Here is an 18,285-nt window from a genome sequence, read left to right on the forward strand (position 1 = left end):
CGCCCTCCAAGGAGACAGATCATGAGTGCATCTGCAGCGGCATCCATGCCCCAGCCCGCCGCCACCAAGGCCCAACCCATCAGCAATGTGCAGGGCTGGCGGCGCCACTACCTCCTGCTGGTGCTGCTCTTCGTCTATGCCATGAGCATGATCGACCGGCAGATCATGGGCGTGCTGATCGAGCCTATCAAAAAGGAAATGGGCGTCTCCGACAGTGCCATGGGCTTGCTGACCGGGCTGGCGTTTGCGCTGTTCTACAGCATTCTGGCCGTGCCATTCGGGCGCTTTGCAGACCGTACCAATCGCCGCAATCTGATTGCCTGGTGCTGCGGTGCCTGGAGTATTGCCACGGGTCTGTGCGGCATGGCCGTCGGCTTTTGGTCGCTGACGGCGGCGCGCGTGGGCGTGGCCGTGGGCGAGGCCGGCAGCACCGCTGCATCGACCACCATGATTGCCGATGTCTACCCGCCAGAGCAGCGCAGCCGCGCCATGAGCGTGTTCAGTCTTGGCCCGCATCTGGGCTCTCTGGTGGGCCTGGGTGTGGGGGCCTGGATTGCCCAGAACTATGGCTGGCGCACGGCTTTTCTGGCCTTGGCCGTGCCCGGAGTGCTGGCTGCCCTGATGCTGCGCCTGACTTGCCGCGAACCGGTGCGTGGCGCGCAAGATGCCAGGCCGGTGGTGCAGGCCGGCGTTGAAAAATTCTCGGAAGTGATGCTCTCCCTGCGCAGCAACAAGGCTTTTGTGGGCCTGGGGCTGGCGGGCATGCTGATGGCGTTTTCCGGCTACGCGATAGGCATGTGGAACACCGCCTTTCTGGTGCGCTCGCACGGTCTGCAACTCAAGGATGCCGGTGCCATCATGGGCTTTATCGGCGGACCGGCGGCGATTGTGGGCGCGCTGCTGAGCGGCTGGTTGACCGATGTGATGGCCAAGCGTGATGCGCGCTGGCAGATCGGCATGCCGGTGCTGGGGATTTTGCTCTCCATCCCGCTGGGCCTGCTTTTCTATATCAACGATTCGCCGGCGCAGTGGCAGGTGGCGGGTTTGCAGATTCCACACTCCGTTGCCTACTACGGCGCCTTTGCCGTGTTCTCCAGCTTCTGGGCGGCACCGGTATTTGCCGCGCTGACGAATGTGATCGTCTCCACGCGGCTGGCGACGGCATTGTCTGTCTACAACCTGTTGTTGACTGCGGTGGGAGGCGGTTTGGGGCCGCTGGCCGTGGGCTTGCTCAGCGATGCTTTCATTGCCCGCGCAGGCAACGAATCCCTGCGCTGGGCACTGATCTGCATGCTTGGGTTTTACCTGCTGGGTGCGCTGATCTATGCCTTGAGCCTCAAGCCCTATGTGAGTCAGCTCAAAGCCAAAAAATCCATGGCGTGATGCGCCTTTAAGCATTCGCCAAACCCACTGTCGATGGCCAAGGCCCGCACCGGATGCGGGCTTTGGCCGTTTTCATTTGTACCGGTGTTTTTCGCCCAGGCTTGGGGAATTTTCTGTAGGAACAGCGTCTGCGATCTGAGAGCATGGGCTAGCAAAAACTGAGGGTCTGTACCCCGTCCAAGCGGACGATGAATGGGGGCTTGCGGCACCTGAATATGGCGGCAGCGGATAGCGAAGATTTCACAAGAACATGGAGACCTAGGAATGAAGCGGACCTTCAATTTGGCAGACATTTTTGAGTTGGTGGTGCAGGCGGTGCCGGATCGCATTGCGTTCGGTTGCGGCGCGCAGCAGCTGACGTTTCGCCAGCTTGACGAGAGAGCCAATCAGTTGGGCAATGCCTTGCGTGCCCGCGGCATAGTGCGTGGCGACAACGTAGGCATTCAGCTCCACAACTGTGCCGAGTATCTGGAGACTTTTTTTGCCTGCACCAAGATTGGCGCCGTACCCGTCAACGTGAACTATCGCTACGTGGCCGATGAGCTGCAAGGCCTGTTCAACAGCCTGGATCTGCGCGGTCTGGTCTATGGCGCAGACTTCGACGCTGCGGTGCTTGAGGTACTGCCCCAGGTGCCCACGCTGCGCCTAGTACTGCGCGTGTGCGACAACGCGGCAGAGCCGATGCTGGGCCTGCCCGCCAAGATGGTGGACTTTGAAGCCGTGCTGGCCCAGGGCTCCAGTCAACTGGTGGATGGCGAGCGCAGCGATGACGATATCTTCATGCTGTGCACCGGCGGCACCACCGGTCTGCCCAAGGGCGTGATGTGGCCGCACAAGGCTTTGTTCATGGGTGCTCTGGGCGGTGGCGGCTACTACTTTCGCCGCCCGGCCATAGAGCAGCCCGAGGAACTGCTGGCCCTGGTGCCCAATGCCCCGGCGCTGGCCTATCTGGCAGCGGCCCCCCTCATGCATGGTGCAGCCATGTGGGCCACGCTGATCAGCCTGTTCTCCGGTCATCCCGTGTATGTGAACGATCGCAAGAATTTCGATGCAGCCCATATGCTGGATCTGATCGAGCGGCACCAGATCAATGTGATCTCCGTGGTGGGCGATGCCATGGCCTTGCCCATCATCCAGGAACTGGAGGCCAACCCCGGCCGCTGGCAGCTCAAGTCGCTGATGATCTTCGGCAACGGCGGCGCGCTGTTCTCGCGCCATCTGCAGGAGCGTTTGCTGGTGCAGATGCCGCATCTACTGCTCAACAACGGCATGGCCAGCTCGGAGTCCGGCGTGCTGGGCGGTGGCGAGAAATCGCCCGAAGGCGAAGGGCTGATGCGCATTGCTCCCCGACCCGATCTGAGCGTGATCTCCGAAGAGCTCAAGCTGCTGACGACGCCCGGTGCCGAAGGCACGCTGGCGCGCCGTGGTCACACGCCGCTTGGCTACTATGGCGATCCCAAGAAGACCGCCGAGACCTTTGTGAATATCGAGGGCAGCCGCTGGGTGTTGACGGGCGACAAGGCGCGCATCGATGCCTCGGGTGACTATCTGGTGCTGGGCCGTGGCTCGCAATGCATCAACACCGGAGGCGAAAAAGTCTACCCCGAAGAGGTGGAAGAGGCCGTGCGCCGCTACCTCGCCGTGCAGGACGTGATGGTAGTGGGGATTGCCGATGAGCGCTGGGGCAGCAAGGTGGCGGCCGTGATCCAGCTGCAACCGGGGCAGGCGTTCGATCTGCAGGAGATGGAGAAGGTCTGCCGCGCCAATCTGTCGGGCTACAAGCTGCCGCGCGCCGTCTTCATCGCCGGCGAACTCAAGCGCAGCCCGGCCGGCAAGGCCGATTACCGCTGGGCCAAGGGCTTTGCCGAAACCCATGAGCCCGTGACGATGGCTGCCGCTTGAGCATCGGTAAGGTATAGAGATTTCCCACTCGTCGCGCCAGACGAAGGGTTTACAGGAGGCTTAGGCCTCCTTTTTTTATAGCTGCAACCCAATTCTATGAATGGGCTGCAGCCAGTTTTGACTATGAAGCTGCGCCCAATTCGCTACGCTTGAGCAGGCGGCCGGGCAGGGCGGTGCTGGCCTGCCCATCCTGGTAGGTGATCTGACCGGACTTGATGGTGTAGCGGTAGCCGTCTGCGCCTTGCAGAAAACGGCGTCCGCCTGCGGGCAGATCCCTAACAATGGTGGGCGGCTGGATTTTCAAGGCCTGGAGGTCGATCACATTGAGATCGGCCAGCTTGCCTGTCTCCAGCGTTCCCCGGTCATGAAAGCCATAGAGTGAGGCCGGGCGTTGCGTCAGCCGCTGAATGGCATCTTCGATACTGAAGAGCTGGCTGTCGCGCACCCATTGTGTGAGAAGAAAGGTGGTGGCGCTGCCATCGCAGATCGTGCCTACGTGGGCACCGCCGTCACCCAGCGCCGGCACGGTATGCGGATGCTTGAGCAGCTCATGCAGGGCCGAGCAGTCGTTGTTGAGGTAGTTGGCCATGGGCAGGTAAACCAGGGCCTGGCCGTTCTGGCCCAGCATGAAGTCATACAGCCATTGCAGCGGCGGAACGCCCTGGGCCGCAGCCAGAGCTTGTACCGATTCCTCCGCCTTGGGCAGGTAGTTAGGCTGCTCGCCCTGCCAGGGATACATGGCCGCATAGTTGTGGCCGAAGTACTCCATGAAGAGGTGGGGATTCCGATCTTGCTCGCCGAGTATGGCCTGGCGCACTTCGGGCCTGCTCAGGGCCTGCTGGCGCTGCGCGGGCGAGAGCTCGGCCAGGGCTGCATAGCTGGGGCGGCAGGAAAAAGGATTGAGCGTGCAGTCAAAGCCCATGAGCACGCCTACCGGGCGGTTGAGCACCTGGCCCATCACGGTCTGCCCTTGCCGGTTGGCTTGCTCTATCAGCTGCAGCAGCTGGCGGTGCAGTTCGGGCTTGTGCGGATACTGGATGACGCTCAACGTGCCTGCGCAGCCCGTGCTTTGGCAGACATCGGTGAGGATGGCGAACTCATCTTCGGTGTGGTCAAAGTCCGAAATCATCTGGAACACGCTGTTGGCATGGCCTTTGAGTGCCAGCCCCAGCTGGCGCAGCTCCTCGCCGGCCGCCTGGTACATGGGCGTGAACTCACCCGACTTGGAACGGTGCGCCATGGTGCGCGAGGTGGAAAGCCCTACGGCACCGGCGGCAAGGCCCTGGCTTACCAGTTGCTGCATGGTGGCCAGGTCTTGTGCGCTGGCCGGTTCGCGGCGTACCGCGCGCTGGCCCATGGCATAGACGCGCAAGGGGCCGTGGGGTATGAGCGCAGCAATGTCCACGTCGTAGCTGCGCGCGGCCAGAGATTGCAGATACTGCGCAAAGCTCTCCCAGTTCCAGGGCAGGCCTTCGTGCAAGGCGGTGTCGGGTATGTCTTCCACGCCCTCCATCAGCTCGATCAGCACATCGCGGTCTGCCGGCCTGCAGGGTGCAAAGCCCACGCCACAGTTGCCTATGACCGCCGTGGTCACCCCTTGCTGGGAGCTGGGCCAGAGCCGGTTGTCCCAGGTAGCCTGGCCGTCAAAGTGGGTGTGTACATCCACAAAGCCCGGTGTGACCAGCAGACCTGAGGCATCTATCTCCTGCTTGCCGGCCGGCAGCTGCGGGCCTATGGCGGCGATGTGCTCGCCGCGAATGCCTATGTCGGCGCAGAACGGCGGCCCGCCCGTGCCGTTGACTATGGTGCCGGAACGTATGACCAGGTCGAACTCTTGCATGACGCGATGTCTCCTTCGCAAAGCTTGCTTTTGGGAATGCGGGGCAGGCCGGTCGCCGTGAGCCCCGCAGCTGTGGCATCAGCTTAGGACGGCTTGGCGGTTTTGCACCCCGGGTAGCTACATCGTCCGTTGAGACGATGTGTCTGACCGCCCCCCATCCCAGGATGTGATGGGCTGCTGCCGGAGACCTCGCAGCTGCAGTGCATGAAATCCGCAGGGCAACACCGCCCGCACGGGCAAGAAACCAAGAAAACAATGACAGATACCAGTGTGGACCACGGCGCAAGAAAATACGTGCTGCTTTTGTTGACGGCCTTGTCGGCCGTCACCTTCATGGACAGGCAGATCCTGGCCGTGCTGCTGCAGCCCATCAAGCTGGAGTTCGGCTTTTCCGATCTGCAGATCGGCTTGATCACCGGCCTGGGTTTTGCCCTGGCGTTTGGCGTTCTGGGCCTGCCGCTGGGGCGGCTGGCGGACAAGCATGAACGCCGCCGCTTGATTGCCTGGTGCCGGGGGCTGGGCGGCTGTATTGCGGCCGCGGGAGCCATGGCCACGGGTGCAGGCGGACTGACGGCCTCCCGCTCGGGCGCGGCCCTGGCCGATGCGGGCGGCGGGGCGGCCTCCATGTCAATTCTGGCGGATTTGTACGGTCCCTCGGAGCGTTCGCGGGTGATGAGCGTTTTCGGCGTGGGAGCTGCCATGGGTGCCATGCTGGCACTGCTGCTGGGCCCGCTGTTTGCCGAGTGGTGGGGATGGCGGGTGACCATGGCCATTGTGGGGGCCAGCATTGTGCTGCTGTCCCTGGTGCTGCGCTATACGGTGAACGAGCCCGTACGCACGCTGACGCACGCCACGGCGGCTGCACAGCATGGCGCGGACGGCAAGCAGAAATCCGCTATTGCCCTGATATGGAATGAGCCTGTAACCCGCTATCTGATTATGGGTGCTGCTTTCGCTTTGGTAGCAGGTCTGTCTATCGGCGCCTGGAACGTGGCTTTGCTGGCCCGGCGTTTCGACCTGAGTTTGAAGCAGGCGGGCTGGATTTCTTCGGTGGCGGCCTTGCTGTCGGTGTCGGGCAGTCTGTTCTCCGGCTGGCTGACCGATCGCATGGCTCAGCGCGATGTGCGCTGGCAGATCCGCATTCCGGTCATAGGAGGGGTGATGGCCGTGATCTTAGGCCTGGCTTATCTGCTGGTGAGCTCCAGCATGTTCGAGCTTTCCATCGCCTTCATGCTGCTGTATTCCTTTTTCACGCCCTGGTGGGGGCCGGCAACCTATGCCGCTCTCAGCCTGGTGGTGCCTGCACAGCGGCGCGCTACCGCCAGCGCCATGGTGTTGATGGCCGGTGCGTTGCTGGGCAACGGCGTAGGGCCGATTGCGGCTGGATGGCTCAGTGATGCACTCAACGAGGTCACCGATGGCCAAGGCCTGCGCTATGCCATGGTCATCATGGTGTGCATGTTGCTGCCCAGCCTCTGGGCTTTTTTCAAGGCGCTGTCCCATTACCCTCGGGCCTATCACGCGGCGCAATCGGTCGGCCTTAAACCCGCAGCAGTGCGGTGAGCGATCCAGCATGAGTGATGTGATGAGCAGCCATTTGCAGATCACGCAAGCCGCAGTGGAGGCCGAGCCAGTGTGGAAGATGATTTACCTGGCCAGGCGCAACCCTGAGCTGGCGGCCGCTGACTTCCCCCAGGCCTGGCGTGAACATTCGGCCCTGGGCCGTCAATGCCGCAACGTGGCTCAGCGCGTACATGCAGTGGCCCAGTGCTCGCGCGTGCTCGAAGCCCAGGCATCCGCGTTCACACAGGCATATGACGGCGTGAACCTGATGGTTCTGGCAGATAGAGAATCCGGTCTGGCCATCTGGAGCGATCCGGACACGCTGGCCGTGATGCGTCCCGATGAACCCCGCGTGTTTGCCGACTATGTGCGGAATTTTTCCATGCTTTGCCGTGAGCAGCTCTTGTTCAGCGAGGTGCCGGAGCCGGCGCTGGCGAAGACGGGTGACACGCTGCTGATTGGCTTTTTGCAACTTCAGCATGAATGGCAGCGCACCGCTGCAGGGCCTGAAGAGCTGCCTGCCGCATGGCTGGCGGGTGGCCTGGCGCATGCGCGGCGCGTGGTGTGCAATCTGGTGGATGAGCCGCCGCCCGCCGGCTATGGCTATCGCTGCATTGTGGAGTGGTGGTTTGAAGATGTGGCGCAGGCCTTGGCTGCGGCGGAGGGCGTGAAAAGCGCGGCTTTCGGCGAATGCGTGTTCATGCTGACCCAAGTCACGCATAGCCGCCCCTGACATCGCTTTCTGCAGTGCTTGAAGACAAACGGCCCATGAGATTCATGGGCCGTTTTGTTTGAGGGCAGACCTGGTGTCAGGTCTTTGCATGCTTAGGCGGTGACGGACTCTTCGCTGTCTTGCGTGTAGGCCACCATGCCCTTGGGCACGTACTTGCCTTCGCATTGCTCCAGATAGTCCTGGGTCTTGGCGCGGGGGTTGTAGAACTGCTTGTACCAGATGCGGGCCTTGAGGAAGGCGCCGTCGCTGGGGATGAACAGCGGGTTCAGGCAAGGAGCTTTTTGCGACCAGACTTCGAAGTCCTGGGCAAAGGCCAGGCGGCTGGCTTCCTGGAATTGCTTGGCGGCCACCACATCGGCCTTGCCGGGCAGGCCGCCGTGCGCGGTCTTGACCAGCAGGTTGTGCCAGACCTTGATCTTGCCGTCCTCGATGGGCGTGTGCATGATCATCATGAAAGAGTTGAACATGCCGCTGACCTTGGAGACCAGAATGCCGGGGCCGTGGTACCAGGTGTCGGTGTGCAGATCGGAGCTTGCGCCGCCTTCGCCCACCAGCGTGCGGTGGCCGCCGCACTGGCGCTGAATGGCGTTATGGCCCTTGAACTCGTTTTCAAAGCGCGCCACGGTGGAGCCGTGAATGGGGCTCAAGTGGCCGTAGTCGGCGATGTTGTCCACGACTTCCATGGGGTGCTGGTTCAGCTCGCCCAGATAGTCCCATTCGCCGTTGACATAGGTCGCGTCATCCCAGTCTTCAAAGCGGGGCAGATCGAATTCAGGCTCGCCGCCTTCGGAGTCAAACCAGACCCAGATCGCGCCGTACTGCTCGACCACCTTCCAGCTCTTGACGGCCGCAGCCGCAGGGATGGCACCGTCGTGGTAGGGGATGTCATTGCACTTGCCGTCCGCGCCAAAGCGCCAGCCGTGGTAAGGGCAGCGAATGCCATCGCCTTCCACGTTGCTGCCGCCGCCGTCGATCACCACGTAGCTAGTGGTGTTGGGCGCAGCCAGGTGGGTCTTCATGTGGGGGCAGTAGGCGTCCAGCAAAATCACCTTGCCGCTTTCGCGGCCACGGTAGAGCGCAAAGTCCTGACCGAAGAAGCGCACAGCCACGGGCTTGTGGGTGTCCAGCGCCTTGGCTTCTGAAATCATGAACCAGCCGCGTGGGTAGGTGAATTCACCGAGGCGATAGTCCTTCGTGGTTGCCATTGCAGAGTCTCCGTGTTTAGTTTTTGACGGATTGATCTTCGTGGAGCGGGCAGCGCCACGCATACTCTGTTTGGACGAGTGAATGCATGGCTTTGATCTGCCGCAAACTGCTCAGGGTTTGCCCGTAATGCTGTGTGAGTGCGTGCTCAGAATGGAGAGGGAAGGTGCTGCATGAGTGTTTGGGACTTCCCGTCTTGAGCGTCTATCGCTGATCGGTGTTCATCCACAACAAACATGCGTGTGGCGGATCGGTCAAAGACATTGAGTTCGTCTTCCATGATGCGGCGTGCCGTCTCCGGATCGTGGTTTTTTTCAATGAACAGGTCATAGCTGGCCTTGTCTTTGAACCACATCTCTGTGACCGAGTTGAAGTCAATCGGTGCGCTGCCATCAAACTGGAACAGGCCCTGCAAATCGATGTAGTTGCGTCGGTATTCCAGGATCTCGGGGAACAGGGAACGGATCAACACCGAATGGTGATTCTCGTAATAGTCCACGAACTGCTCCTTGCTCAGGTCAGGGCGGCGTTTGAGCAGCGCGATGCATTTGAACATCTGTTCCTCCTTGTGTTGACGTATTCAGCGGCATGTCTTCAGGGACAACTGCCGTTCCTATCTGGCTTGATCAGACGGTGGCTGCCACACGCTCTTTGTAGAGGGGCTGCAGATCGATCATGGTGTAGGCCTTGGCCAGAGGCAGGGCGTCGTCTTCGGTGCCCAGCCAGAACAGGGCCGCCGCGATCTCCTCGGGCGTGGCTGCGCCGTAGCGCTGGGCCAGTACACCATCGTCACCCAGCGTGGCTTTGACGGCCTCGGTGGTGACCACGCCGGGGTTGACGCTGAAGGCGCGCACGCCCTGGCTCTTGTATTCCGTGTTGATGCAGCCGGCCAGGCGTGCAATGGCGGCCTTGGAGGCGCCATAGGCAAAGCCCCAGCCGCCCTGGTCCGCCGGCACCGGCGGGTTGTACTGGCCTGCGGCCGAGCACACGTTGACGATGCGGCCGCCGCCTTGCGCCACCATGGCCGGCAGCAGACGCTGGGCCAGGTGAAACGGGGCAATCACATTGCCCTGCATGGAGCGTTCCAGCGAGGCCACGCTGATCGCGGGAATCAAGTCGTTGATTTCGCGGTCCTGGTAGACGGCGTTGTTGATCAGCAGATCCACGCGGCCAAAGTGCTGCAGCACGGCATCGACGGCCGTGTCCAGAGACTTCAGATCCATCAGGTCCATGACGTGGGCAAACACTTCGCCGCCAGCCGCTTCAATGGCCTGGGCTGTGGAGGCCAGGCTGCCCGCCAGTAACTGGCCATTGGGCAGGCGCAACTGGTGCTCCAGTTGTGCGCCTTCGTTCAAGGTGCGTGCGGTGATAGCCACGCGCCAGCCCTTGCGGGCAAAGTCAATGGCCGTGGCGGCGCCGATGCCGCGGCTGGCGCCGGTAATGAGGACTACGGGTTGTGTCATTGCGAAGCTTCCGAAAGCGTGGCTCATGCGGCCTGCAGCTGCTGCAGACGCTGTTTGTAGGGGGTGATGGCCAGGGCGAAGAAGATCACCGTCAGCGCCAGGAATGACACCACGCCCATCAGCGCCCAGCGCAGGCCGTCTGCTCCATGGGTCTTGGCAAAGTAGTCGGAGAGAATTCCGGTCACCAGCGGGCCCATGCCCACACCCAGCAAGGTCATGAACAGATTGAGCAGGGCGGCGGCCACGCTGCGCTCCGCAGATTTCACCATCTGGCTTACGGCGCTATAGGACAGCGTGGCAAACCAGCTGCCGAAAAAGCCGAACAGCATGGCAAACGCCATGGCATAAGGCACTTTGATGCTGCCCACCATCCAGAAGTCGGCTTCGGGCCAGAAGAACACGGCAATCCCCGAGGGAATGGCGCACAGGGTTCCCAGTGCGGCCAGGGTCAGCTGCCAGCGGGCGTCGCGCTGGCTGAGCTTGTCGGACAGCCAGCCGCAGAACATGGCGCCAAACACGGCCCCCAGGCCGCTGGCCAGGCCAAACACCAGGCCGGCGTGAGAAATGCTCATGCCGTGAATGCGCATGAAAAAGCTGGGCGCCCACACCGCGTAGCCGTAGCCGGCGATGCCGGCCATGCCGCAGGCAAAGCAGATATAGCGCATGGGCTTCATGCCCAGCAGGCGCCAGACCTGGCGCGACATGGATTCACGCGGCGCGGCAGGTGCTGCAGCGGCGGCTTTGGCCGCAGGCGCTTCGAATGCCCCGCGCTTGGGTTCCTTGACCAGCAGGTAGACGAACAGGCTCAGAATCACGCCGGGAATGCCGAAGAACAGAAACACCGAGCGCCAGCCGTAGTACTGGGCCACCATGCCGCCAAGCACCAGACCCAGCAGCGTGCCCAGGTTGGGCCCCATCATGAACAGGCTGATGGCGAAGGAGCGCTTTTGCGGCGGGTAGGCATCCGAGACGATGGAAATCGAGGGTGCCATGCCGCCGGCTTCTCCAATGGCCACGCTCATGCGGGCGATCAGCATATGCCAGTACTGGGTGGCAAAGCCGCAGGCCATGGTGGCCAGACTCCAGATGGCGCAGCACACGGCGACGATGTTGCGGCGGTTGTGGGTGTCGGCCAAACGGCCTACGGGAATACCCAGGGCTGCGTAAAGCAAACCGAAAGCCAGACCGGTGAGCAAGCCCATCTGTGTGTCCGAAGCGCCAAACTCATGCTTGATGGGCTCCAGCAAAATCGAGAGAACCTGCCGGTCGATAAATGAAAAAATATAGACCAGGGCCAACAGCGCAAGGCTGAGGTGGGTGCGCCAGTTCACTACAGGTGGGGTGTGGGGTGTGCTCATGCGGGGCATCGTGCGCTGGCATCAGGGTTACGCCATCGTCTTTTTGGACGACGCCCAGGTCATGCGGGCACCACACTATGGCATTTCTTCTACTTATTAGATTTCAAGGGGACAACCATGACGCAATCTGCGCATTCTTTTTCCATCCAGCAAGTGCTGGAGGTCCAGCAACGTGCTTTTGTTGAAGAGGGGGCGGTGAGCGCCGAGGTGCGTGCCGCCCGTCTGCAGCAGGTGATCGATCTGCTGGTGGAATGCCAGGATGAGTTGTGTGCCGCCATGGGTGAAGACTTTGGCGGGCGTCCTGCCGTGTTTTCCCTGGCCAACGATGTGCTGGGCTCGCTGTCCTCGCTCAAGCATGCGCGTGACAGTTTCCGCCAGTGGATGCCTGATTCGAGCCGCCCCAGCGTCAAGCCTTTCGATACTTTTGGTGCCAGCGCCTGGGTCAAGTACCAGCCCAAGGGCGTGGTCGGCATCATTGGCACCTGGAATGCGCCGCTGTTCACGCTGCTGTCCCCTCTGGCCAGCGCTTTTGCTGCCGGCAACCGTGCCGTGCTCAAGCCTTCGGAGATTGCACCACGCACGGCGCAAGTGCTGGCAGAGGCCATCGCCAAGCGCTTTGATCCCCAGGTGCTGTCCGTGGTGGTGGGCGGCCCCGAGGTTTCCGCCGCATTCTCCGAACAGGCCTGGGACCACCTGGTCTTTACCGGTTCCATCAATGTGGGCCGCGCCGTGATGGCCGCTGCCGCTAAAAATCTGGTGCCCGTGACGCTGGAGCTGGGCGGCAAGTCGCCGGTGCTGGTGGGCAACTCGGCCGATGTGGTCAATGCCGCCGAGCGCATTGCCGTGGGCAAGTCGCTCAACTCCGGCCAGCTGTGCGTCTCGCCCGATGTGGTCTGGGTGCAGGAGTCGCGTCTGGAAGAGCTGCTGCAAGGCATAGCGACCCTGTACGCACAGCTTTACCCGGCCATCACCGGCAACCAGGATCTGACGCCCGTAGTCAACGAACGCCACCACGCCCGCGTCAGCGGCTATGTGCAGGATGCCAGGTCGCGTGGTGTGCGTGTGGTGGATGTGGGCGCGGTCTCGGCCGAAGGTGTTGACCGCCGCCTGCCGCTGAGTCTGGTGATCAACCCGCCCGCAGACAGCGAAATCGCCCAACATGAAATCTTCGGCCCGGCCCTGATTCTGCGCACTTTTGCCGACATCCGTGATGCCGTGGCGCAGATCAATGCGGGCGACCATCCGCTGGCGCTGTACTACTTTGGTACGGACGAAGCGGAAATGAACTGGGTGCTGGATCACACCTTGTCCGGCGGCGTCTCCATCAACGATGTGGTCATGCACCCGGCGCTGGAAGATGCGCCATTTGGCGGCGTGGGCACTTCAGGCATGGGCCACTACCACGGCCATGAAGGTTTTCTGGAGTTCAGCCATGCCCGCTCCATCTACCGCGCCGGCAACCATGATCCGCGCCGCGAGTGGGGCATGCTGCCGCCTTATAACGAGCAGTTCCTGCAGATGCTCAAGGCGGCCGTGACGCCTTGAAGCCAATTCAGTCGAGGCCCATGGTCCATCTGGCCGATGCTTTTTGCACGCTGTTAGAGACCATGGGTCTGCTTGCAACCATTTGAAGGAAGTTGAATGCAGGAAGTTTTTCGCCAGTTCTCGCTGGAAGGACAGGTCGCCATCGTCACCGGTGCCGGCAAAGGCATTGGCCGTGCATGTGCGGTGATGCTGGCCAAGGCCGGTGCCGATGTGGCCTTGTTTGCGCGCACCGAAGCCGATCTGAAAGCCGTGCAAGCCGAGATCCAGGCCCTGGGTCGTCGTGCCATCATCGTGCCCGGTGACGTGAACCAGGAGCAGGATCTGGAGCAGCTGATTCAGCGCACCGTCGCCGAGCTGGGCAAGCTCACCGTGCTGGTCAACAACGTGGGTGGCGGCGGCCCCAACGATCCGCGCAAGGTCAGCGGCAAGGCCGTGGGCGACATGCTGGCTTTCAACGTGGTGCCCGCCTATACCTTGATCCAGAAGGCGGCCGTGGCGATGGAAGCGGCAGGCGGCGGCACCGTGGTCAATATCTCGTCCACCGCTGCGCGCTATTCGCAAAAATACTTCAGCGCCTATGCTGCAGCCAAGGCGGCGCTCAACCAGATGACGCGCTGCCTGGCACAGGATTACGGCCCCAAGGTGCGTATCAACGCCATTGAGCCCGGCACCATCATGACCGACGCGCTGGCGCCTTTTCTCACGCCAGAGCGCAAGGCCCGCATGGATGCCACCACGCCCATGGCGCGCCTGGGTCAGCCCGAAGACATCGCTGCCGCAGCACTGTTTCTGGCCAGCCCCGCATCAAGCTGGGTGACCGGCAAGGTGCTGGGAGTGGACGGCGGCGTAGAAGCGCCCAATTTCTGAGCGCGTTCCAGAGACCATGAACAAGGGACCCGATGCGGGTCCCTTTTTTATGCCGACAGTGGTTCAAGGTGAAATTTCAAGCCAAAACCGCATGTAGCCTATATAGCTATTGCAGTTTTAGCTATCAAAATCAAACTGTACGGCCCGCGTGATGGCCGGAGTGCATGGCGCCTTCGATATAGCCCAGATCGGCGCAGTCGCCCAGGCGGCGCACGGCAATCGGCGTCATGCTCTGGATCTGCTCGCTGACGCTGGCGTCGGGCTCGGCCCCAATGGCCAGCACCACGGAATCGGCGGCCGTGCACTGCTCCTGGCCCTCCTTGTCGGTCCAGACCACCTGTTTGCGCTCGATCCGCGTCACCTGGGCCTGCATCTGCAGCTTGCCGTGGGCCTTGACGGCGTCATACACGCGCCAGCGGCGCACGATGGGTAGCTCGCTGCCGGGGTGGGTGCCGGGGTCTAGCACCGTCACTTCGCGGCCGCGCTCGAGCAGGAATTCGGCCAGCTCCAGTCCCACCAGGCCTGCGCCCACGATGACTACCTTCTTGCCCAGGGGCATCCACAGCTTGGACAGGCCTTGAATCGCCGCCGTGCTGTCGGTCACGCCCAGCATGCCGCCGGCCTTGAACATGGCGCGCTCGGTCAGGCTCAGCTTGGCCTTGGCCACTTCGTCGGCGCGGTCGCCGGTCATCAGACGGCGCAGCTCGTCGCCGCTCCACACATGGTTCTGGTCGGCGCCGGCAATGGCGGGTGCGGCGCGCCTGGCGCCCGTGCCCACCAAAATCTCATCGGGCTTCAAGGCATCGATAAGCGGGGCATCGGCCGTGGTGTTCAGGCGCACCTCGATCTGCGGGTGCTTCATCTGCTTGACCAGATAGTCCAGCAGATGCCCGTTTTCGGGGTAGGCCAGGGCGGCGAAGAACAGGGTGCCGCCCAGGCGGTCGCTGCGTTCCACCAGCGTGACGCGGTGGCCGCGCAAGGCAGCAACACGGGCCGCTTCCATGCCGGAAGGGCCGCCGCCCACGACCAGAATGTGTTTGGGCTTTTCTGCAAACGTGATCGGCGCTTCGAACTCGTGGCCGGTCTGCGCATTGACCGCGCATTTGATGCCGCGGTTGATGAAGATCTCGCTGACGCAGGCATAGCAGTAAATGCAGGGGCGCACGTCCTGGGCCGCATTGGCCTGCAGCTTGTGGGCAAGATCGGGCTCGGCCAGCAGCTTGCGGCCCATGGCCACAAAGTCGATTTCCTGCTTTGCCACGGCTTCGGCGGCGGCATCGAGTTCCCAGCGGCCGGCCGAGATGATGGGGATCTTCACGGCTTTTTTGAACTGGCCGGCAAACTGGCGGTAGGCATTGGGCTTTTGCGGAATCGGGGCGTCGGTAAACGCCGTACCTGTAGGCATGCGCGCATAGGCCGAGACGCTGATGGCATCCATGCCTAACTCCTCGCAGAGCTTGGCGGTCTGCAGCGCTTCCTCCATGGTGATGCCGCCTGGCGTGTGCATTTCCTCGGAGTCTATGCGCACCCAGACCGGGTAGTCGGGGCCTACGCGCTTGCGCACCTCGGTCAGCACTTCGCGCAGCAGGCGGCTGCGGTTCTCGTAGCTGCCGCCGTATTCGTCGCTGCGGCTGTTGAAGAAGGGCGAGAGGAAGTTGGCAATCATGTAGTTGTGTGCGCAATGCACTTCAACCGCATCGAAATTGGCCTGCTTGGCGCGCAGGGCGGCGGCGGCAAACCATTCGACCATTTGCGCGATATCGGCCTTGTCCATCACGCGGTAGCGATCCGGGTAGGGGCCTACGCCGACAAAGGTGGAAAACTCCTTGGGTGTGATGGTGCGCATGGCCTCGGGCACCGGGCCCTGAGGGGGAATGGACGAAACCCACATCTCGCGGCCGCAGGCTCTGTCGTGGGCCGCCACTTTGCCGCTGTGGTTGATCTGCACGGCCACCTTGCCGCCGTGGGCATGGACGCGGCGCGTGACTTCGGCCAGACCGGGGATGAAATAGTCTTCGGAAATGCCCAGCTGATGCGGTTCGCTGGTGCCCGAGGGCCAGGAGATGGCGGTCGTTCCCATGATGATGAGGCCGGTGCCGCCCTTGGCGCGGGCTTCGTAATAGGCATGGGTTCTTTCGCCGCAGATGCCGTCGTCGCTGCCGAAGTTCTCGCCCATGGGGGCCATGGCGATGCGGTTTTTCAGCTCCATGGAGCCGATGCGGCCCGCTTGCAGCAGTGAGGCGTGGGGATTGTTCATTTTTTGTCTGTCTCCTAAAGTTTTCGGCCGAGTTCGGCCCCTTCTCTGATGGCGCGGGCTGCGTCAATTTTGTGAGCGTCGCGCGCACCGCCAATCACGGTGTGCGCAATGTTGTGGGCTTGCAGCTTGGCCGACCATGGGTCATGGGCCTCCTGGCCGGCGCAGACCACGATATGGTCCACCGAAAGCGCGCGCCGTTCGCCGCGAATGCTCAGGTGCAGACCGTTGTCGTCGATCTGTATGTAGTGCACATCGTTGAACATGCGGGCGGCCTTGGCTTTCAGCCGGCTGCGGCGTATCCAGCCGGTGGTGGTGGGCAACTGGCTGCCGGGCAGGGACTTGCTGCGCTGCAGCAGCCAGATTTCGCGTGGCGAGCCGGCTTTTTCCGTTTTCTTGACGCCGCCGCGGTGCTGGCGCTGGGGGTCCACCCCCCATTCCTGCTGATAGGCCTGCACGCTGCCCTCGTCCGCTGTGCTTTGGTGGCTCAGCAGCTCGGCCACATCAAAGCCCAGCGGGCCGGCACCCACCACGGCCACGCGTGCGCCTATCTGGCCGGGCGAGCGTATGGCCTCCACATAGTCGATGACCTTGGCATGGTTCTCGCCGGCAATGCCGCTGCGCCTTGGCACCACGCCGGTGGCGACCACCACATGGTCAAAGCCTTGCAGCTCCTCCATCGAAGGCCGTGTAGCCAGTTTGACGGCAATGCCCAGCCGCGTGATTTCATGCTGGAAGTAGCGCAGCGTCTCGCCCATTTCCTCTTTTCCGGGGATGGTCTTGGCCAGATTCAGCTGTCCGCCCATGCGGGCGCGGTTCTCGAACATGGTCACCGTGTGGCCGCGCTCGGCCGCTTCGCGTGCGCAGGCCAGGCCGGCAGGCCCGGTGCCCAGCACGGCAATGGCCAGCGGCTTGGCCGTCTTGTCCTGCGGCCATTCCCATTCATGACAGGCGCGGGGGTTGACGAGACAGCTGACCTGCTGGCGGGTGAAGATGCGATCCAGGCAGGACTGGTTGCAGGCAATGCAGGTGTTGATGGCCTGGTCATCGCCTGCTATGGCCTTGCTGACAAAGGCCGGGTCGGCCAGAAAAGGGCGGGCCATGGCCACCATGTCCGCATGTCCGGCGGCAATCAGTGCATCGGCTACCTGGGGCGTGTTGATGCGGTTGCTGGCCGCCACCGGCACGGATACGGCCTGCTTGAGCTGCTCGGCGGCCCAGCTGAAGGCGGCACGCGGCACGACCATGGCTACGGTGGGCACACGGGCCTCGTGCCAGCCCACGCTGGTGTTGAACAGGTCCACACCGGCCGCTTCCAGCTGTCCGGCCAGCTGTAGCACCTCGTTCCAGTGGCCGCCGTCTTCCACCAGATCCATCAGCGACAGGCGAAAGCTCAGCACGAAGTTGTCGGGAATCGCCTGGCGTATGCCTTGCGCGATGCGCAGCGCAAAGCGGCTGCGGCCGTTGGCATCGCCGCCCCACTGGTCTTCGCGGAAGTTGGTGAAAGGCGCCAGAAACTGGTTGATCAGATAGCCTTCGCCGCCCATGATTTCCACGCCGTCATAGCCGGCCTCCCTGGCCAGCTGGGCGCAGTGTATGTAGTCGGCAATGATCTGTTCGATCTGTGCGTGGGAGAGCTCGCGCGAGCTGCGGTTGCTGAGCTTGGAGAGCACGCTGCTGGGCGAGACGCCGCCGCTGCCATGGTCGTAGCGGCCCACATGCAAAATTTGCAGCAGTATGTGGCCGCCTTCCCGGTGAACCGCTTCGGTGATCAGGCGGTGCTGGTCCACCTGCTCGGGCAGGTACAGTGTGGAGTGCTGGGCATGCTCGGGCATGCCCAGGGCATACGGGTTGGGGCCGAAGCCGCCGGTGACGATGAGATCCAGCCCCTGCCTGGCACGTTCGCCATAGAAAAGCGCCAGCTTCTCAAAGCCCTGGTCCTGGTCTTCCAGCCCGGTATGCATGGAGCCCATGATGATCCGGTTCTTCAATGTGAGATGCCCGACTTGCATGGGCTGGAAAAGGTGAGGGAATTTCATGGCAAAGACGACTGAATACGAGCTGCTTCAGTTTAAGAATCTCCACACTAAATTCCCCTTGGGGCAAATACATCGTCCGTTTGAATGTGGTGCTTGCATCTAGGCTCGGTTTTGATGTGTGCTGGCCTTATTCAA

The 18,285-nt window shown here is 62.4% G+C and carries 13 protein-coding genes; 6 read left to right on the forward strand and 7 right to left on the reverse strand.

The window, feature by feature from the left end; all coding sequences use genetic code 11:
- Positions 1-21: 21 nt before the first annotated feature.
- Together EAO39_RS07545 and EAO39_RS07550 are read left to right on the forward strand one after the other, a co-directional pair.
- Entirely contained in the window at positions 22-1,383 is a 1,362-nt protein-coding gene (locus EAO39_RS07545; protein ID WP_120966853.1) for an MFS transporter, read from the forward strand.
- A 264-nt stretch (positions 1,384-1,647) separates the two neighbouring features.
- Positions 1,648-3,285, forward strand: coding sequence for an AMP-binding protein (locus EAO39_RS07550; RefSeq protein ID WP_120966854.1), 1,638 nt, complete (start codon positions 1,648-1,650; stop codon positions 3,283-3,285).
- A gap of 121 nt (positions 3,286-3,406) precedes the next feature.
- On the opposite strand, the gene EAO39_RS07555 is transcribed toward EAO39_RS07550, so the two are convergent.
- Complete coding sequence (locus EAO39_RS07555) at positions 3,407-5,125, reverse strand: amidohydrolase family protein (protein WP_120966855.1); 1,719 nt, start codon at positions 5,123-5,125, stop codon at positions 3,407-3,409.
- Between the two features lie 255 nt (positions 5,126-5,380).
- On the opposite strand from EAO39_RS07555, the gene EAO39_RS07560 reads away from it, so the two are divergent.
- Both EAO39_RS07560 and EAO39_RS07565 read left to right on the forward strand, forming a co-directional pair.
- Positions 5,381-6,688 carry an MFS transporter gene (locus EAO39_RS07560; protein WP_120966856.1) on the forward strand — a complete coding sequence of 436 codons (1,308 nt, stop codon included), beginning with the start codon at positions 5,381-5,383 and terminating at the stop codon, positions 6,686-6,688.
- A gap of 22 nt (positions 6,689-6,710) precedes the next feature.
- Positions 6,711-7,421, forward strand: coding sequence for an EthD domain-containing protein (locus EAO39_RS07565; protein ID WP_120966857.1), 711 nt, complete (start codon positions 6,711-6,713; stop codon positions 7,419-7,421).
- 92 nt (positions 7,422-7,513) lie between these two features.
- Here the strand turns inward: EAO39_RS07565 and EAO39_RS07570 are convergent, their stop codons facing one another.
- The 4 genes from EAO39_RS07570 to EAO39_RS07585 form a co-directional block, all read right to left on the reverse strand.
- Positions 7,514-8,626, reverse strand: coding sequence for a Rieske 2Fe-2S domain-containing protein (locus tag EAO39_RS07570; RefSeq protein ID WP_120966858.1), 1,113 nt, complete (start codon positions 8,624-8,626; stop codon positions 7,514-7,516).
- A 146-nt stretch (positions 8,627-8,772) separates the two neighbouring features.
- Positions 8,773-9,180 carry an EthD domain-containing protein gene (locus EAO39_RS07575; RefSeq protein ID WP_120966859.1) on the reverse strand — a complete coding sequence of 136 codons (408 nt, stop codon included), beginning with the start codon at positions 9,178-9,180 and terminating at the stop codon, positions 8,773-8,775.
- Between the two features lie 70 nt (positions 9,181-9,250).
- Positions 9,251-10,087, reverse strand: coding sequence for an SDR family oxidoreductase (locus tag EAO39_RS07580; protein WP_120966860.1), 837 nt, complete (start codon positions 10,085-10,087; stop codon positions 9,251-9,253).
- A 23-nt stretch (positions 10,088-10,110) separates the two neighbouring features.
- Positions 10,111-11,445, reverse strand: a complete 1,335-nt coding sequence (locus EAO39_RS07585) for an MFS transporter (RefSeq protein ID WP_240466919.1) — start codon at positions 11,443-11,445, stop codon at positions 10,111-10,113.
- 117 nt (positions 11,446-11,562) lie between these two features.
- Between EAO39_RS07585 and EAO39_RS07590 the strand changes: the two genes are divergently transcribed.
- Both EAO39_RS07590 and EAO39_RS07595 read left to right on the forward strand, forming a co-directional pair.
- The gene (locus EAO39_RS07590) at positions 11,563-12,990 is read left to right on the forward strand and encodes a coniferyl aldehyde dehydrogenase (protein WP_120966862.1); all 1,428 of its coding nucleotides are present in this window, start codon (positions 11,563-11,565) and stop codon (positions 12,988-12,990) included.
- Between the two features lie 96 nt (positions 12,991-13,086).
- Complete coding sequence (locus EAO39_RS07595; RefSeq protein ID WP_120966863.1) at positions 13,087-13,857, forward strand: glucose 1-dehydrogenase; 771 nt, start codon at positions 13,087-13,089, stop codon at positions 13,855-13,857.
- A 130-nt stretch (positions 13,858-13,987) separates the two neighbouring features.
- On the opposite strand, the gene EAO39_RS07600 is transcribed toward EAO39_RS07595, so the two are convergent.
- Both EAO39_RS07600 and EAO39_RS07605 read right to left on the reverse strand, forming a co-directional pair.
- The gene (locus EAO39_RS07600; RefSeq protein ID WP_120966864.1) at positions 13,988-16,114 is read right to left on the reverse strand and encodes an FAD-dependent oxidoreductase; all 2,127 of its coding nucleotides are present in this window, start codon (positions 16,112-16,114) and stop codon (positions 13,988-13,990) included.
- A gap of 14 nt (positions 16,115-16,128) precedes the next feature.
- Positions 16,129-18,150, reverse strand: coding sequence for an NADPH-dependent 2,4-dienoyl-CoA reductase (locus tag EAO39_RS07605; RefSeq protein WP_120966865.1), 2,022 nt, complete (start codon positions 18,148-18,150; stop codon positions 16,129-16,131).
- Positions 18,151-18,285 lie beyond the last annotated feature (135 nt).

Origin of the sequence: Comamonas sp. lk (assembly GCF_900564145.1) — a bacterium.
Classification (GTDB): Bacteria; Pseudomonadota; Gammaproteobacteria; order Burkholderiales; family Burkholderiaceae_C; genus Comamonas.

What these genes read in the sequence shown, in the direction of transcription:
- EAO39_RS07545 (WP_120966853.1), top strand. Translation starts at nt 22, where the DNA reads ATGAGTGCATCTGCAGCGGCATCCATGCCCCAGCCCGCCGCCACCAAG.
- EAO39_RS07550 (WP_120966854.1), top strand. Translation starts at nt 1,648, where the DNA reads ATGAAGCGGACCTTCAATTTGGCAGACATTTTTGAGTTGGTGGTGCAG.
- EAO39_RS07555 (WP_120966855.1), bottom strand. Translation starts at nt 5,125, where the DNA reads ATGCAAGAGTTCGACCTGGTCATACGTTCCGGCACCATAGTCAACGGC.
- EAO39_RS07560 (WP_120966856.1), top strand. Translation starts at nt 5,381, where the DNA reads ATGACAGATACCAGTGTGGACCACGGCGCAAGAAAATACGTGCTGCTT.
- EAO39_RS07565 (WP_120966857.1), top strand. Translation starts at nt 6,711, where the DNA reads ATGAGCAGCCATTTGCAGATCACGCAAGCCGCAGTGGAGGCCGAGCCA.
- EAO39_RS07570 (WP_120966858.1), bottom strand. Translation starts at nt 8,626, where the DNA reads ATGGCAACCACGAAGGACTATCGCCTCGGTGAATTCACCTACCCACGC.
- EAO39_RS07575 (WP_120966859.1), bottom strand. Translation starts at nt 9,180, where the DNA reads ATGTTCAAATGCATCGCGCTGCTCAAACGCCGCCCTGACCTGAGCAAG.
- EAO39_RS07580 (WP_120966860.1), bottom strand. Translation starts at nt 10,087, where the DNA reads ATGACACAACCCGTAGTCCTCATTACCGGCGCCAGCCGCGGCATCGGC.
- EAO39_RS07585 (WP_240466919.1), bottom strand. Translation starts at nt 11,445, where the DNA reads ATGAGCACACCCCACACCCCACCTGTAGTGAACTGGCGCACCCACCTC.
- EAO39_RS07590 (WP_120966862.1), top strand. Translation starts at nt 11,563, where the DNA reads ATGACGCAATCTGCGCATTCTTTTTCCATCCAGCAAGTGCTGGAGGTC.
- EAO39_RS07595 (WP_120966863.1), top strand. Translation starts at nt 13,087, where the DNA reads ATGCAGGAAGTTTTTCGCCAGTTCTCGCTGGAAGGACAGGTCGCCATC.
- EAO39_RS07600 (WP_120966864.1), bottom strand. Translation starts at nt 16,114, where the DNA reads ATGAACAATCCCCACGCCTCACTGCTGCAAGCGGGCCGCATCGGCTCC.
- EAO39_RS07605 (WP_120966865.1), bottom strand. Translation starts at nt 18,150, where the DNA reads ATGAAATTCCCTCACCTTTTCCAGCCCATGCAAGTCGGGCATCTCACA.